The sequence below is a fragment of the Ectopseudomonas guguanensis genome, assembly GCF_900104265.1.
In the GTDB taxonomy this organism is placed as follows: Bacteria; Pseudomonadota; Gammaproteobacteria; order Pseudomonadales; family Pseudomonadaceae; genus Aquipseudomonas; species Aquipseudomonas guguanensis.
In genome coordinates, this window is the sequence record NZ_FNJJ01000002.1 from 70,639 (window position 1) to 85,632 (window position 14,994).

Sequence of the window (14,994 nt, forward strand, 5' to 3'; positions counted from 1 at the left end):
TGCAATCAGGGCCGAGCCCAGCCCCGGATTGCATCCGGGCTACGCCCTTGTTCATCCGGGGCGCACGCCGTGAGCTCCCCTCTCCCATTCATGGGAGAGGGGTTGCGGGAGAGGGCAGAATACGCCCACGCCATTGAAGGCTCTGCCTTCCCCTCCCCTTTCCCGCCAGGGAAGCTGTCACACCCTGCGACAGCCCACGCGGTTACCCTCAACTGACACCTTGTGTAGGATGAATGCAGACTTCCACAAGGGCTGCCCGCATGCTGTTCGGTATCGTACTCGTCATCACCTGGCTGATTCTGCTGATCCGCTACCCGACCAAGGCGCTACCGGTGTCCATGGCCGCGCTAGTCGGCCTCGGCCTGGTCGCCAGCTGGGTGCTCTGGCAGGAAAGCCAGGACGAGCGCTACCTCGCCCATCTCGAACTGCGCCTGAGCTACGACCCGCAGCGCTGCCCCGCCGACCGCCCGCTGGCCATCGACCTGAAGAACGGCAGCGACGCCGCCCTGCTGGAGCTGCGCTGGGAAGTCGCCGCCTACCGCCCCGGCAATGCCACCAACCTGGCCCAGCGCCTGTACGAATCGCCACGCTACAGCGGCCCGGGTGAACTGCTGCCGGGCGCCAACTGGAACGACTGCATGCCCCTGCCCGACCTGCGTAGCGGCTATCGCCCGGCCACGCTGGAGTTTCGCGCCGAGCGTCTGCAGGGCAAGTTCATCCGCTGATGGTAGGGTGCGCCGTGCGCACCGCTGAATCGACACGGCGGTGCGCTCGGCCTGGTCAGCTTCGTAGCCCGGATGCAATCCGGGGCATCTGCCTGTGACTGTTCCCGGATTGCATCCGGGCTACGGGATCAAGCGCGTAGGGCGGACTCAGGAGCCCAGGCGAACAGTCCGCCATCACTTCAAGCCAAGCCTGCTAAGCTGCAATCCCATTCGCGTCTCAGGGAGTCCCGCGCATGCCACAACCCAGCGTTCTGATCACCGGTTGCTCCAGCGGCATCGGCCGCGCCCTGGCCGATGCCTTCAAGGCTGGCGGCTTCGCGGTGTGGGCCACCGCGCGCAAGGACAGCGACCTGGCCGCGCTCGAACAGGCCGGGTTCCATGCCGTGCAACTGGACGTCAACGACAATGCAGCTCTGGAGCGACTGGCCACGCGCCTGAACGAAGAGCTCGGCGGCCTCGACGTGCTGATCAACAACGCCGGTTACGGCGCCATGGGCCCGCTGCTCGATGGCGGCGTGGAGGCCATGCGCAGGCAGTTCGAAACCAACGTGTTCTCCATCGTCGGTGTGACCAGTGCCTTCTTCCCGCTGCTGCGCCGCAGCCGCGGCCTGGTGGTGAATATCGGCAGCGTATCCGCCTTGCTGGTGACGCCCTTCGCCGGTGCCTACTGCGCCTCCAAGGCCGCGGTGCATGCCCTGAGCGATGCCCTGCGCATGGAGCTGGCGCCCTTCTCCATCGAGGTGATGGAAGTGCAGCCCGGTGCCATCGCCTCCAGCTTCGGCGCCAACGCCAGCCAGCAGGCCGAGGCGCTGATCCGCCAGGACTCGCCCTGGTGGCCGCTGCGCGACGGCATCCGCGCCCGCGCCAATGCCTCGCAGGACAACCCGACGCCGGCCAGCGACTTCGCCACGCAACTGCTGGCCGCCGTGCAGCGCGACAAACGCCCGCGCCTGCTACGCCTGGGCAACGGCAGTCGCGCCCTGCCATTGCTCGCCACGCTGCTGCCCAAGGCGCTACTCGAGCGCGTGCTGCGCAAACGCTTCGGCCTGGTGCAAAGCCTGTGAGCCAGGACGTGCAACTGCGCTACTACGCGGCTGCCGGGGTAATCGCGGCCATCGTACTGAACCTGCTGCTGCGCACCTTCGTGCGCCTGGGCGGCGTGTTCACCACCCTGCTGATCGCTGCCGCCATCGCCGCCTGCCTGGCGCTGGCGTTTTACTGGCGCACCGGGCGCGCGCCGAGCAACGCCGAACGCTGGCGCCTCACCCTGCTCTATGGCGGCATGCTCGGCCTGCTCTATCTGGGCTTGCTGGGCATGATGGTCCTGCAGGACACGCCCAGCCCCATGGGCCTGTTTCTCTTCAGCCTGCATTACCTGTGCTACCCCGTGCTGGCCTGGCTGGCATTGTCGCCACGCCATGGCCGCTGATCGTTTCGTCAGGATGACTTCGCCGTGCTGCATACCCTCGCCGTCGCCAACTACCGCTCGATCAACAACCTGATCCTGCCGCTGGGCCGGCTCAATCTGATCACTGGCGCCAACGGCAGCGGCAAGTCCAATCTCTACCGCGCCCTGCGCCTGCTGGCGGAAACCGCCCAGGGCGGCGTGGTCAACGCCCTGGCCCGCGAAGGTGGGCTGGAATCGAGCTTCTGGGCCGGGCCGGAAAAGATTTCCCGGCGCATGCTCAAGGGTGAGGTGCCGGTGCAGGGCGGCCCACGGCAGAACGTCATGCGCCTGCGCCTGGGCTTTGCCGGTGAGGATTTCGGCTATGCGATTTCCCTTGGTCTGCCCGAGCCGAGCAACTCGGCCTTTTCCCTCGACCCGGAGATCAAGCGCGAGTGCATCTGGGCCGGCGCCAGCTATCGCCCCGCCTCGCTGCTGGTGGATCGTGCCGGGCCGCTGGTGCGCCTGCGCGAAGGCCGCAGCTGGCAGGTGCTGGCCCAGCACGTGCCGAGCTACGACAGCCTGTTCGACCAGATCGGCAACGATCCGAACTGCCCGGAGGTGTTCCAGCTGCGCGAAACCATCCGCCGCTGGCGCTTCTACGATCACTTTCGCAGCGATGCCGAAGCGCCGGCACGCCAGCCGCAACTGGGCACACGCACGCCAGTGCTGCACCACGATGGCCGCGACCTGGCCGCGGCGCTGCAGACCATCCGCGAGATCGGCGACCGCGCCGCGCTGGACGTCGCCATCGACGACGCCTTTCCCGGCAGCCGCCTGCATATCGATTTCCAGGCCGGCGGACGCTTTGCCGTCGAGCTGCGCCAGGAAGGCTTGCTGCGCCCCCTGAGCGCCGCCGAACTGTCCGACGGCACCCTGCGCTACCTGCTGCTGGTGGCTGCATTGCTCACGCCGCGGCCGCCGTCACTGATGGTGCTCAACGAACCGGAAACCAGCCTGCACCCGGACCTGCTGCCGGCACTCGGCCGCCTGATCATGGCCGCCTCGAAGCAGACCCAGGTATGGGTGGTGTCGCACGCCAGCCGGCTGATCGCCACGCTCAGGGAAAGCCCGCAGTGCAACACACTGGAACTGGACAAGCAGCTCGGCCAGACCAGCATCCGCGGCCAGGGCATGCTGGACGAGCCGCCCTGGCATTGGCCGGATTGAAACCTGTGGATTGATACGGACGCACGTAGGGTGCGCCGCGCGCACCGGCTTCTGCTCGCTATCCGCTACGGTCCGGAAGAGCGCGGTGCGCACAGCGCCCCCTACCCCTGCTGCAGCGTAGCCCGGATCAAATCCGGGGGAGGTTTATCAGCGCTTTCGCGGCTGAAGCGGAATGCCGCCCAGCCGCTCCCACAGCCCAGATCGAACTCAAAGCCCGTCGAGATAGCGCTCCACATCCAGCGCCGCCATGCAGCCGGCACCGGCCGAGGTGATGGCCTGGCGATACACCGAGTCGGCCACATCGCCGGCAGCGAACACGCCGGGGATGCTGGTGGCGGTGGCATTGCCCTCGCGTCCGCCGTTGACCACCAGGTAACCGTCCTTCAACGCCAGCTGGCCGTCGAACAGAGCGGTATTGGGCGTATGGCCGATGGCGACGAACAGGCCGTCCACCTTCAGCTCTCGATAAGCGCCGCCGTATTGCTTCAGGCGCACACCGGTGACGCCGCTGGCATCGCCCAGCACCTCATCGACCTCGGCATTGAGCTGCAGCTCGATCCTGCCTTCGGCGATACGCTCCTGCAGCTTGTTCTGCAGGATCTTCTCGGCGCGAAAGGCGTTGCGACGATGGATCAAAGTCACCTTGCTGGCGATGTTGGCCAGGTACAGCGCCTCTTCGACAGCAGTATTGCCGCCACCGACCACCGCCACCTCGCGACCGCGATAGAAGAAGCCGTCGCAAGTGGCGCACGCCGACACGCCGCGGCCCATGAACGCCTCTTCGCTGGGCAGACCGAGATAGCGCGCGCTGGCACCGGTGGCGATGATCAGCGCGTCGCAACTGTAGGTGGCGCTGTCACCGACCAGGGTGAAGGGCTTGCCGGCCAGGTCCACGGCGTTGATGTGGTCGAAGACGATCTCGGTATCGAAACGCTCGGCGTGCTCCTGCATGCGCTGCATCAGCACCGGGCCAGTCAGCCCATGCGGGTCGCCCGGCCAGTTGTCCACCTCGGTGGTGGTGGTCAGCTGACCGCCGGCCTGGATACCGGTGATCAGCAGCGGCTTGAGGTTGGCACGCGCGGCATACACAGCGGCGCTGTAACCGGCGGGTCCGGACCCCAGGATGATGACGCGGGCATGACGAACGACAGACATGGCTAACTCCTCACTGGCCCAGAGGGCCGGCAGGCGGGATAAAAAGGGACTCTCTAAGCACTAGGGGAAGGCTTGGGAAGGATGAGAGCCCCGCAAACGGGACTGCGCGCAAGGCTATCCAGGCCACCGGCGAAGCGGAAATATCCATTGCCAATTCCGCGCATAGAATCCGCCTATCGCCACCAGGGCAAAGCATGCTCACGTCGCTGAACTTTCGTCGCGCCCGCGAAGTCGGTATGGTCGCGCGCAACCACCCTCCAGGAGATCACCAATGCCCGCCGCTCCCGTCCTGTCCGGTCCGCAATACCTGCGCGAAGGTCTGCGACTGGTCCTCAGCCCCGGCCTGCGCCTGTTCGTACTGCTGCCGCTGGCGGTCAACCTGATACTCTTCGCCAGCATGATCGGCTTCGCCGTGCAGCAGTTCAGCGGCTGGGTCGATACCTTCATGCCCAGCCTGCCAAGCTGGCTGAGCTTTTTGCAGTACATCCTCTGGCCGCTGTTCGTGGTGCTGGTACTGCTGATGGTGTTCTTCACCTTCACCCTGCTGGCCAACATCATCGCCGCGCCGTTCAACGGCTTTCTCGCCGAGAAGGTGGAGGTGGTGGTGCGCGGCGAAGACAACTTTCCCGCCTTCAGCTGGGCCGAGCTGGTGGCCCTGGTGCCGCGCACGCTCGGCCGCGAGCTGCGCAAGCTGGGCTACTTTCTGCCGCGTGCGCTGGCCCTGCTGATCCTCAGCTTCATCCCGGTGGTGAACCTGATCGCCGCGCCGCTGTGGCTGCTGTTCGGCGTGTGGATGATGGCGGTGCAGTACATCGACTACCCGGCGGATAACCACAAGATGAGCTGGCAGGACATGCTCGCCTGGCTGCGCGAGAAGCGCTGGCAGAGCCTGAGTTTCGGCGGCATCACCTACGCTGCCCTGCTGGTGCCGGGGCTGAACATCCTGATGATGCCGGCCGCAGTGGCCGGCGCCACGCTGTTCTGGGTGCGCGAGCGCGGCGAGCAGAACTCGTAGGCTGGGTTAGCCGCCTTTCACATGGACTGATCGTTCACCACCCACTGCGGCGGCGTAATTCACCATTGGCGCAACGCGATCCATCGCTTGGCGGGCCAAGTGGGGTGGCCATCCGAGCGCACGACCTGCATCTGCGTCTGGAAGGCCATCATTCAGCGCCGCTGACCAACCACACCGGTGCCCGCCATCAGCTACGCACAAGCACATCGTGTAACGCCTGCATCGACGCCTGCGACTCGCGTTCGATACGCCTGCGCATCAGCAGCAGGTTGGCCAGACGCATCGGCCAGCTGGCGAAACCGTATTCGAGGGTACGCACGAACTCGCAGCCACCCTCGACCGCCACGCACTCGTAGGTCAGCAGCAACTGCAGGCCATGCTCGCCCCTTGCACTGGCCTGCCAGCGGCGCGCCGGCTGATGATCGAGCACGTCCCAGCGCAGATGCCCGGCGCGACCGCCGGCATGAATGTCTTCCTCGAAGCGCTCGCTGGCGATCAAGGCGCCTTCGCGCCCGTAGATGCGCAGCGAAGAAGGATGCCATTCGGGCCAGTGGGACGGCGCCGCGGCGTAGGCCAGCACCTGCTCGGCAGGGCGCGCGATGCGCACGCGGTGCTGCTGGCGGTTCTGCAGGTGAATCGCCTCAGGCTCCCAGTGCAGGGTACCGTGGAGCCAGTCCATCAGCGGATGGACAATGCCGAAGTTGCGTGAATGCATCAGCTCGCGGCGGTGGTGCAGCGCATGCAGGCGGCGCATCTGGCGAATCCACGGCAAGCGCGAAAGCGGGTGCTCGGCCGGCAGATGCTCACAGGCATGCACCAGCTCATAGCTCATGTAGCCCAGCAGCATGCTGCCGGCGAACAGCGCGGCAAGGTTGCCATCGACATGAGACAGCAGCCACCAGGCGGCGAAGGTAGGCAGACTGAACAGCACGATCAGCCAGGCCGGAAACAGGATCACCCGCCAGTCACGCGCCGTTTCGTAGGGCATCAGCGCTTCGACGAAGAAGCTGTGGTGATCGCCGGTGTGGCGCTTGTAGAACAGCCTGCCCAGGCGCGTCCGGTTATGGCCAAGGCGCCTGTGCACCTGATACTCGCCCCAACTGAAGAACACCAGCGTGGCCGGTACCAGCAACCATTGCCAGGGCGCTACGGCTTCCAGGGTGTGCCACAGCCAGCCAATCCAGAGCAGGCCGTAAGCCAGCACGAACCCGGCGTGCAGCCAGGGGTTGTACAGTGGATGGACGGCAGCGCGGTAATCGCGGCGAAAAGCCTGGGCATTGTCATTGTCGTAGGCCATGGCGCTCTCCTCTGATCGACAGCAGTCTAGGCGCGGACCGGGCAATCGCCCAACTGGCAGCAGGCCCCGAGCGCCGTTGGCCGCGTGAACCGGGGCACGGCCCGCACGCCTGAAATATAAGCGCAACAAAATCGTCACTTTCACTACATAACCGGGGCGGAGACTGCGTACATGAACGCTCCCACTCTGCATATCGCCCTGATCAGCGAAACCTTCCCGCCGGAAATCAATGGCGTGGCCAATACCCTCGGTCGCCTGGTCGATGGTCTGCGCAGCAGAGGCCATCGCGTACAACTGGTGCGCCCGCGGCAGGCGCACGACGACGCGCCGCAGCCCGATCCCGAGTTGCTGCTGACCCGCGGCTGGCCGCTGCCCGGCTACCCGGGTCTGCAGTGGGGTCAGTCGTCGCTGCACAAGCTGCTGCGCCGCTGGAAACGCCAGCGCCCGGACGTGCTCTACATCGCCACCGAGGGTCCTTTGGGGCTCTCTGCCCTGCGCGCGGCAAGGCGCCTGGCGATCCCGGTGGTCAGCGGCTTCCACACCAATTTCCAGCAGTACACCGGGCACTATGGCTTCGGCCTGCTGACCCGTGTGCTGACCAACTACCTGCGCTGGTTCCACAACCGCACGCAGCTGACCCTGGTGCCGAGCATCGGCCAGCAGGTGGAGCTGCAACGCCGCGACTTCGAGCGCCTGGCCCTGCTCGCCCGTGGCGTCGACAGCCAGCTGTTTCACCCGCGCAGGCGCAGCGACGAATTGCGCGAAAGCTGGGGCCTGGGTCCTGAGGATCTGGCGGTGGTGCATGTCGGCCGCCTGGCAGCGGAAAAGAACCTCGGCCTGCTGGTCAAGGCCTTCCGCGCCCTGCAGCAGGCGCACCCGCAACGACACATGCGCCTGATCCTGGTCGGCGACGGGCCGCTGCGCGCCAGCCTCCAGGCGCAACTACCGGATGCTCTGTTCTGCGGCCTGCAGCGTGGCGAAGCGCTGGCCAGGCACTATGCCTCGGGCGATCTGTTCCTCTTTCCCAGCCTTTCGGAAACCTTCGGCAACGTGGTGCTAGAGGCCCTGGCGTCGAGCCTGGGCGTGGTGGCCTTCGACCAGGCTGCGGCGGCCCAGCATATCCACCATGGCCACAACGGCATGCTCGCGCGCCCGGGTGACGAGGCGGGCTTCTGCGAAGCAGCCTGCGAACTGCTGGAGGATGCAGAGGTGTTGCGACGCATCCGCCTCAATGCCCGCCGCCATGCCAGCCACCTCAGCTGGGACGGCATCGTCGCGCTGTTCGAGCAGCACCTGCGCAGCGCCATGCTGCCTCAGGTGAGCGTCGAAGCAGAGCTTGCCGGTAGGGCGAGTGAAACCCGCCATTGAAGGTCGGCGGGTTTCACCCGCCCTACGCCAGCCCCCCGCTCAAAACAGGCAGGCATAAAAAAGCCCCGATGTGCCGGGGCTGAAAACCGGGCGCCGGATCGCGACGCCCGCCAGAAAAGACTCAGACCAGCGAGGTCAGCGCCTCGCGGCTGAACGGCAGAATGTCCTGCTCGCGGCCTTCACGCACCTTCACTGCCCAATCCGGGTCGACCAGTAGCGCACGACCTACGGCGACCAGATCGAACTCCTCCTTGTTCAGGCGCTCGAGCAGGTTCTCGATGCTGGCCGGCGCCGCCACCTTGTCGGTCTTGACCATGAACTGCAGGAACTCGCCATCCAGGCCGACGCTGCCGACGGTGATGGTCGGCTTGCCGGTGAGCTTGCGCGTCCAGCCGGCCAGGTTGAGGTCGCTGCCTTCGAACTCCGGCTCCCAGAAGCGGCGGGTCGAGCAATGGAAGATGTCCACGCCGGCCTCGGACAGCGGCTTGAGGAAGGCCTCCAACTGCTCCGGGGTCTGCACCAGGCGCGCGCTGTAGTCCTGCTGTTTCCACTGCGAGAAGCGCAGGATGATCGGGAAGTCCGGACCGACCGCAGCGCGCACCGCCTGGATCAGCTCGATGGCGAAACGCGAACGCGCCGCCAGGTCGCCACCGTACTGGTCGGAGCGCTGGTTGCTGCCTTCCCAGAAGAACTGGTCGATCAGGTAGCCGTGGGCGCCATGGATCTCCACGCCATCCATGCCGATGGCCTTGGCATCGCGCGCAGCCTGGGCGAAGGCGGCGATCACTTCATCGATATCGGCCTGGGTCATGCCGTGCACCACCACCTCGCCGTCCTTGACCTTCTCCATCGGACCATAGCCGGGCACGCTGGCGTCCGGCTCGGTGCCCAGACGACGCACGTTACCGACGTGCCAGAGCTGCGGGACGATCTTGCCGCCTTCGGCGTGCACCGCCTCGACCACCTGCTTCCAGCCAGCCAGGGCGTCTTCGCCGTAGAAACGCGGCACGTTCGGGTAGCCGTTGGCGGCCTTGTGGCCGACCGTGGTGCCCTCGGTGACGATCAGGCCAACGCCCGCAGCCGCACGGCGACGGTAATACTCGATGACCTTGGCGTTGGGCACGCCGCCGGGCGAGAAGGATCGGGTCATCGGCGCCATGACCACACGTGTCGGCAGCTCCAGGTTACCGAGGCGGAACGGGGCGAACAGGGCTTGAACGGGAGCGCTCATCATCTTTCCTCTGGGGTTGAAGGGTAATCAGGCCTGCAGCAAGCGCTCCAGGCGGGTGACGAAAGCTTCCAGCGGCTGCAGAGTGCGGCCCACCTTGAGGCGGGCGAGCACGCCCTGCCAGGCGTCGCTGATGAAGGTAGCGAGGTTGCCGCAGTCCTCGTCGGCCGGCAGTTCACCGGCAGCCTGCGCCTGCTCCAGGCAGTCGCGCAGGATATCCACCGAGGCCTGCTGGATAGCCGCGACCTCGGCGCCGATGGCCGGGAGCATCTCGCTCATCTCGAAACTCAGGCTGCCGATGAAGCAGTGGTACTGCGGCGTCTCCTGCCGGGCGAAGTGCGCCAGCAGGTCGCGGTAATAAGCGAGGATGCGTGCCCGCGGACTCAACGCCGGATCGTTCAGCGCCTGGGCATAGCGCGCCAGGCGCGGCCGATAGATGAAGGCCAGCGCCTGCAGGGCGAAGTCTTCCTTGCTGGCGAAGTAGTGATAGAAGCTGCCCTTGGGAATCCCGGCCGCCTGAACGATTTCCAGCACGCCGGTGCCGTGATAACCGCGCCGGGTCATCACCGCCGAGCCCTTGCTGAGGATCAGGTCGCGCTTGTCGAGTCGAATGCTGTTCATGGCGCCGAGCATATGACCGGTCGTCTCGCTCGGCACAGCACTATTGATGATGGTGATTGAGGATTAGAAAACGTAGGGCGGGTGCAACCGCCGCTAGCCGGTCTGGCGGGCTGCACCCGCCCTACTCAAGCTCAGGACTGCAGCCAGATCAGCGAAGCGAAGCGCCCGGTGCGGGGGTTGCGGCGATAGGAATAGAAACGCGGATCGGAGTAGGTGCAAAGCCCGCCACCGCTGACCGCAGTCACGCCGATGGCGGCCAGGCGAATGCGCGCCAGCTGGTAGATATCGGCCATGAACTTGCCGGCATTGACGCTGGGCAGGAATGCACTGGCCGCCTCCGCGTGCTGCCCTATGAAGGCCTCGCGCACCTCGCCGCCCACCTCGAAAGCGGCCGGGCCGATGGCCGGGCCGAGCCACACCAGCAGTTCCTCCGGCGCCACGTCCAGCGCCTGTACGGTCGCTTCCAGCACACCACCGGCCAACCCGCGCCAGCCGGCATGGGCCGCCGCCACGCGGGTACCGGCGCGGTCGCAGAACAGTGCCGGCAGGCAGTCGGCCGTCATCGCCGTGCAGGCGATACCGGGCGTGGCCGTCCAGTTGCCATCGGCCTCGATGACCACGGCCGGGTCGGCCTCTGCCACGACGATGCCGTGCACCTGGCGCAGCCAGGCCGGCTGACATCCAAGCGCATCGACCAGATGGGCACGATTGCTCGCCACCGCAGCCGGATCATCATCGACATGATCACCGAGATTGAAGGTATCGAACGGCGCCGCGCTGACGCCGCCGCTGCGGGTGGTGACGCAGGCGCGTACATTGGCCGGCGCTGGCCAGTCGGGCGTCAGCCAGTCGTGAAGACTCACCCGACGAAAGCCTCACGATCCTGGCGCAGCAGGGTCAGTAGCCAGACCAGATCATCCGGCAGCTCCGACTCCCACTTCATGCGCTTGCCCGTAGCCGGATGATCCAGCTCGAGAAAGCGTGCATGCAACGCCTGACGCGGGAATTCCTTGAGGCTCTGCACCAGTGTCGGGCTGGCGGCTGGCGGAATGCGGAAACGGCCGGCGTAGACCGGATCGCCCACCAGCGGGTAGCCAACGTGGGTCATGTGCACACGAATCTGGTGGGTACGCCCGGTTTCCAGCTTGACCCGTACATGGGTGTGCGAGCGGTAGCGTTCGAGCACGCGGTAGTGACTGATCGCCGGCTTGCCGCCATCGGTCACTGCCATACGCTGACGCTGGCTGGAGCTGCGGCCAATCGGCGCATCGATGGTGCCGCCGGCGGTGATCACGCCGATGCAGATGCATTCATAGATGCGGCTGACGCTGCGCTTCTGCAGTTGTTCGACCAGATTGGTCTGCGCCTGCAGGGTCTTGGCCACCACCATCAGGCCGGTGGTGTCCTTGTCCAGGCGATGGACGATGCCGGCGCGCGGCACATTGACGATATCCGGCACGTGGTGCAGCAGGGCGTTGAGCAGCGTGCCGTCGGCATGCCCGGCAGCCGGGTGCACGACCAGGCCTGCGGGTTTGTCGATCACCAGCAGGTGTTCGTCCTCATAGACGATATTGAGTTCGATGTCCTGCGCCACCCACTCGCCCTGCGCTTCCTGCTCGGCATCCAGTACCAGGGTCGAGCCGGCATGCACGGTGTCGCGCGGACGGGCCACGGCGCCATCGACGGTCAGGCGACCTTCCTTGATCCAGGTGGAAAGGCGCGAACGGGAGTACTCGCCAAACAGCTGCGCAGCCACCTGGTCGAGGCGTTGACCGCCCTGTTCGAAGGGGACAATGGCCTGAAGTTGGATCAGCTGCTTATTTATAGAGGTCATGTTCGGCAACGGCGGGAGCCTGGCCTTTGGTTTCGGCGACAGGCTTGTGGTTAAATACGTCGTCTTTGCCCCAGGGGTTTCCGGGGGCACTCATCATAACAGGACGGCCGCGCGGCCGTCACAGGGACGCAAGCCGCCATGCAAGTGAAACACCTGCTGCTGATCGCCATCCTCGCCCTTACCGCCGCCTGCTCCTCCAAGCAGCCGGAGGTCGATGAAAACCTCAGCGAGGTGGAGCTGTACCAGCAGGCCCAGGCCGACCTGGACAACCGCAGCTACACCCAGGCCATCGCCAAACTGAAAGCACTGGAATCGCGCTATCCGTTCGGTCGCTACGCCGAGCAGGCACAGCTTGAGCTGATCTACGCCTACTACAAGAATGCCGAGCCGGAAGCTGCCAAGTCCTCGGCCGAGCGTTTCATCCGCCTGCACCCGCAGCATGCCAACGTCGACTACGCCTACTACCTCAAGGGCCTGGCCTCGTTCGACCAGGATCGCGGCCTGCTGGCGCGCTTCCTGCCGCTGGACATGACCAAGCGTGACCCGGGCGCCGCGCGCGACTCCTACAACGAGTTCGCCCAGCTCACCAGCCGTTACCCGAACAGCCGCTACGCCCCGGACGCCAAGCAGCGCATGATCTACCTGCGCAACCTGCTGGCCGCCTATGAAGTGCACGTCGGCCACTACTACCTGACCCGTCAGGCCTACGTCGCCGCCGCCAACCGTGGCCGTTACGTGGTGGAAAACTTCCAGGAGACGCCCGCGGTCGGCGACGGCCTGGCGATCATGACCGAGGCCTATCAGCGTCTGTCGCTGAACGACCTGGCCGCCAGCAGCCTGGAAACCCTCAAGCTCAACTATCCCGATCACCCGAGCCTGGAGAACGGTGAGTTCGTCCCGCGCGAAGAAGAAGCCGACAACCGCTCCTGGCTGGCCAAGGCCACCCTGGGCCTGATCGAAACCGACACGCCGCTGCCGCCGGGCGAAACCCGCGCCAGCCAGGATGTGATCCGCCAGTACGAAGACGCCGAGCAACAGATCCCGGCCGAACTGCAGCAGGACGCCAGAACTGGCGAAACCGCGAAGAAGCGTTCGATCTGGAGCTACCTGACCTTCGGTCTGTTCGACTGATCGATGCGTCACCGAAACGGGAGGCCACGGCCTCCCTTTTTATTGCCTGGCGTTTTCTGCCGCCCCTGTCCGGCCAGCGGCGCGAGCCGGGCCGCCCGGAAGCAGCGCACAGGCTGTCACGCCGCTACTGTGCCGATGCCCCCGGCTTGGCTAAACTGCCGACTTTGAACGAACAAAAGAGCACGATATGGGTCTTTTTCGCCTGCTGTTCTGGGTCGCCGTCATCTTCGCCGCGATCTGGATCTGGCGCCGCTTCATCAGCACACCCAAGAGCACTCGCCCCCCCGAAGACGCGGCCGCGCCCATGGTGCGCTGCGCGCACTGCGGCGTGCACGTTCCCAAGGCCCAGGCCCTGAACCAGGACCAGCACTGGTACTGCAGCCAGCCCCACCTCGAACGAGGCCCGCATACCGGTGACCGCTGATCTCAGCGTGCAGGGCAGCACCCAGGGGCGACGCATCCTCAGGCTCTATCATTTCTATCGCCTGAGCATCGGCCTGGCGCTGATCCTGATGATCTCCAGCAACCTCGACGAGCAACTGCTGGATGTCGTGCATATCGACCTGTTTCGAACGGGCAGCTGGGTCTACCTGATCCTCAACATCTTCATCGCCGTGCTGGTGCAAAAGCCCAAGCACCTGATGCAGCTGTTCAGCCTGGCGCTGGTGGACGTGATCTTCCTCTCCGCGCTGTTCTACGCCGCCGGCGGCACACCCAGCGGCATCGGCAACCTGCTGGTGATCGCCGTAGCCATCGCCAATATCCTGCTGCGCGGACGCATAGGCCTGCTGATCGCCGCCATCGCCGCCATGGCGCTGATCTACCTGACCTTCTACCTCAGCCTCAGCCGCCCGGCCGCTGCCGCCCAGTACGTGCAGGCCGGCGCCCTTGGCGCACTGTGCTTCGCCGGTGCGCTGTTCATCCAGGGCATCACGCGCCGCCTGCAGGTGAGCGAGAGCCTGGCCGAACAGCGCGCAGCCGATGTGGCCAATCTGGAAGAGCTCAACGAGCAGATCCTGCAGCGCATGCGCACCGGCATCCTGGTACTCGATACCCAGCACCGCGTGCTGCTGGCCAACCAGGGCGCCACCCAGTTGCTGGGCCGCGGCGAACTGACCGGCAAGATCATCGACCCGCACTGCCCCGAGCTGGTCAAACGCCTGCAGCAGTGGCTGCACAACCCGACTCTGCGCCCGGACAGCCTGCAGGCGCAGGCCGACGGTCCGATGCTGCAGCCCAGCTTCATCTCCCTGCAACGCGGCGAGCAGCAGCATACCCTGGTATTTCTCGACGACATTTCGCAAATCGCCCAGCAGGCGCAGCAACTCAAGCTAGCCTCCCTCGGCCGCCTGACCGCCGGCATCGCCCACGAGATCCGCAACCCGCTCGGCGCCATCAGCCACGCCGCCCAGCTGCTGCAGGAATCGGAAGACCTGCAAGGCCCGGATCAGCGCCTGGCGCAGATCATCCAGGACCACTCCAAGCGCATGAACCTGGTGATCGAGAACGTCCTGCAGCTGTCCCGCCGGCGCCAGGCCGAGCCGCAACTGCTGGATCTGAAATACTGGCTGCACCGTTTCGCCAGCGAGTTCCGCAGCTCGGCCCCGGCTGACCGGCAGATCCATCTGGAAACCCAGGGCGGCAGCCTGCAAACACGCATGGACCCGCACCAGCTGACCCAGGTGCTGACCAACCTGGTGCAGAACGGCCTGCGCTACAGCGCGCAGAAGCACCGGCTCGGCCAGGTCTGGCTGCGCCTGTTCCGCGACGAGGTCAGCGACCTGCCGGTACTGGAAGTGCTCGACGACGGCCCCGGCGTGCCGCCCGAGCAGGAACAGCACATCTTCGAGCCCTTCTACACCACCGAAAACAAGGGCACCGGCCTCGGCCTGTATATCTCCCGCGAGCTGTGCCAGGGCAACCAGGCCCGCCTCGACTATAAACCTCGTGAAGGGGGCGGCAGCTGCTTCCGCATCACCTTCGCCCACCCGCGCAAACTGAGCTGA

Annotated in this window: 15 protein-coding genes; 9 read left to right on the forward strand and 6 right to left on the reverse strand. The window is 65.9% G+C overall.

The annotated features are described in order from the left end of the window. The first annotated feature begins 260 nt into the window (after window positions 1-260). The 4 genes from BLS61_RS02840 to BLS61_RS02855 all read left to right on the forward strand — a co-directional run bounded on the left by BLS61_RS02840 (window position 261) and on the right by BLS61_RS02855 (window position 3,339). Window positions 261-725 carry a multidrug transporter gene (locus BLS61_RS02840; RefSeq protein ID WP_090427063.1) on the forward strand — a complete coding sequence of 155 codons (465 nt, stop codon included), beginning with the start codon at window positions 261-263 and terminating at the stop codon, window positions 723-725. A 233-nt stretch (window positions 726-958) separates the two neighbouring features. Beyond that, window positions 959-1,789 (forward strand): SDR family oxidoreductase, encoded by an 831-nt coding sequence (locus BLS61_RS02845; RefSeq protein WP_090427066.1) that lies wholly within the window; start codon window positions 959-961, stop codon window positions 1,787-1,789. Then, window positions 1,786-2,154 carry a hypothetical protein gene (locus BLS61_RS02850; RefSeq protein ID WP_090427068.1) on the forward strand — a complete coding sequence of 123 codons (369 nt, stop codon included), beginning with the start codon at window positions 1,786-1,788 and terminating at the stop codon, window positions 2,152-2,154. The genes BLS61_RS02845 and BLS61_RS02850 overlap by 4 nt, the downstream gene beginning before the upstream one ends. 24 nt (window positions 2,155-2,178) lie before the next feature. Beyond that, window positions 2,179-3,339: an AAA family ATPase gene (locus tag BLS61_RS02855; protein ID WP_090427071.1), complete on the forward strand. Its 1,161-nt coding sequence runs from the start codon at window positions 2,179-2,181 to the stop codon at window positions 3,337-3,339. Between the two features lie 207 nt (window positions 3,340-3,546). On the opposite strand, the gene trxB is transcribed toward BLS61_RS02855, so the two are convergent. Next, window positions 3,547-4,494, reverse strand: a complete 948-nt coding sequence (gene trxB, locus BLS61_RS02860) for a thioredoxin-disulfide reductase (protein ID WP_090427074.1) — start codon at window positions 4,492-4,494, stop codon at window positions 3,547-3,549. Between the two features lie 271 nt (window positions 4,495-4,765). On the opposite strand from trxB, the gene cysZ reads away from it, so the two are divergent. Then, window positions 4,766-5,509, forward strand: a complete 744-nt coding sequence (gene cysZ, locus BLS61_RS02865) for a sulfate transporter CysZ (RefSeq protein ID WP_090427077.1) — start codon at window positions 4,766-4,768, stop codon at window positions 5,507-5,509. Between the two features lie 187 nt (window positions 5,510-5,696). Here cysZ and BLS61_RS02870 read toward each other — a convergent pair whose 3' ends face one another. Next, window positions 5,697-6,806: an SRPBCC family protein gene (locus BLS61_RS02870; protein ID WP_090427080.1), complete on the reverse strand. Its 1,110-nt coding sequence runs from the start codon at window positions 6,804-6,806 to the stop codon at window positions 5,697-5,699. A 171-nt stretch (window positions 6,807-6,977) separates the two neighbouring features. Between BLS61_RS02870 and BLS61_RS02875 the strand changes: the two genes are divergently transcribed. Next, window positions 6,978-8,174: a glycosyltransferase family 4 protein gene (locus tag BLS61_RS02875; protein ID WP_090427083.1), complete on the forward strand. Its 1,197-nt coding sequence runs from the start codon at window positions 6,978-6,980 to the stop codon at window positions 8,172-8,174. A gap of 121 nt (window positions 8,175-8,295) precedes the next feature. Here the strand turns inward: BLS61_RS02875 and BLS61_RS02880 are convergent, their stop codons facing one another. From BLS61_RS02880 to rluD, 4 genes are all read right to left on the reverse strand, one after another. Further along, entirely contained in the window at window positions 8,296-9,405 is a 1,110-nt protein-coding gene (locus tag BLS61_RS02880; RefSeq protein ID WP_090427086.1) for an NADH:flavin oxidoreductase, read from the reverse strand. A 27-nt stretch (window positions 9,406-9,432) separates the two neighbouring features. Further along, the gene (locus tag BLS61_RS02885; protein WP_244157901.1) at window positions 9,433-10,023 is read right to left on the reverse strand and encodes a TetR/AcrR family transcriptional regulator; all 591 of its coding nucleotides are present in this window, start codon (window positions 10,021-10,023) and stop codon (window positions 9,433-9,435) included. Window positions 10,024-10,154: 131 nt separating this feature from the next. Continuing rightward, on the reverse strand, window positions 10,155-10,886 hold the full coding sequence (gene pgeF / locus BLS61_RS02890) for a peptidoglycan editing factor PgeF (protein ID WP_090427091.1): 732 nt from the start codon (window positions 10,884-10,886) through the stop codon (window positions 10,155-10,157). Beyond that, window positions 10,883-11,857: a 23S rRNA pseudouridine(1911/1915/1917) synthase RluD gene (gene rluD / locus BLS61_RS02895; protein WP_090427094.1), complete on the reverse strand. Its 975-nt coding sequence runs from the start codon at window positions 11,855-11,857 to the stop codon at window positions 10,883-10,885. Before rluD ends, pgeF begins: the two co-directional genes overlap by 4 nt. 138 nt (window positions 11,858-11,995) lie before the next feature. On the opposite strand from rluD, the gene BLS61_RS02900 reads away from it, so the two are divergent. The 3 genes from BLS61_RS02900 to BLS61_RS02910 all read left to right on the forward strand — a co-directional run bounded on the left by BLS61_RS02900 (window position 11,996) and on the right by BLS61_RS02910 (window position 14,994). Next, window positions 11,996-12,988 carry an outer membrane protein assembly factor BamD gene (locus BLS61_RS02900; RefSeq protein ID WP_090427097.1) on the forward strand — a complete coding sequence of 331 codons (993 nt, stop codon included), beginning with the start codon at window positions 11,996-11,998 and terminating at the stop codon, window positions 12,986-12,988. A gap of 187 nt (window positions 12,989-13,175) precedes the next feature. Next, window positions 13,176-13,412: a PP0621 family protein gene (locus BLS61_RS02905; protein ID WP_090427100.1), complete on the forward strand. Its 237-nt coding sequence runs from the start codon at window positions 13,176-13,178 to the stop codon at window positions 13,410-13,412. Continuing rightward, window positions 13,402-14,994 carry a sensor histidine kinase gene (locus tag BLS61_RS02910; protein ID WP_090427103.1) on the forward strand — a complete coding sequence of 531 codons (1,593 nt, stop codon included), beginning with the start codon at window positions 13,402-13,404 and terminating at the stop codon, window positions 14,992-14,994. The genes BLS61_RS02905 and BLS61_RS02910 overlap by 11 nt, the downstream gene beginning before the upstream one ends.

What these genes read in the sequence shown, in the direction of transcription:
- BLS61_RS02885 (WP_244157901.1), bottom strand. Translation starts at nt 10,023, where the DNA reads ATGAACAGCATTCGACTCGACAAGCGCGACCTGATCCTCAGCAAGGGC.
- cysZ (WP_090427077.1), top strand. Translation starts at nt 4,766, where the DNA reads ATGCCCGCCGCTCCCGTCCTGTCCGGTCCGCAATACCTGCGCGAAGGT.
- BLS61_RS02875 (WP_090427083.1), top strand. Translation starts at nt 6,978, where the DNA reads ATGAACGCTCCCACTCTGCATATCGCCCTGATCAGCGAAACCTTCCCG.
- BLS61_RS02900 (WP_090427097.1), top strand. Translation starts at nt 11,996, where the DNA reads ATGCAAGTGAAACACCTGCTGCTGATCGCCATCCTCGCCCTTACCGCC.
- trxB (WP_090427074.1), bottom strand. Translation starts at nt 4,494, where the DNA reads ATGTCTGTCGTTCGTCATGCCCGCGTCATCATCCTGGGGTCCGGACCC.
- BLS61_RS02905 (WP_090427100.1), top strand. Translation starts at nt 13,176, where the DNA reads ATGGGTCTTTTTCGCCTGCTGTTCTGGGTCGCCGTCATCTTCGCCGCG.
- BLS61_RS02840 (WP_090427063.1), top strand. Translation starts at nt 261, where the DNA reads ATGCTGTTCGGTATCGTACTCGTCATCACCTGGCTGATTCTGCTGATC.
- BLS61_RS02870 (WP_090427080.1), bottom strand. Translation starts at nt 6,806, where the DNA reads ATGGCCTACGACAATGACAATGCCCAGGCTTTTCGCCGCGATTACCGC.
- rluD (WP_090427094.1), bottom strand. Translation starts at nt 11,857, where the DNA reads ATGACCTCTATAAATAAGCAGCTGATCCAACTTCAGGCCATTGTCCCC.
- BLS61_RS02880 (WP_090427086.1), bottom strand. Translation starts at nt 9,405, where the DNA reads ATGAGCGCTCCCGTTCAAGCCCTGTTCGCCCCGTTCCGCCTCGGTAAC.
- BLS61_RS02845 (WP_090427066.1), top strand. Translation starts at nt 959, where the DNA reads ATGCCACAACCCAGCGTTCTGATCACCGGTTGCTCCAGCGGCATCGGC.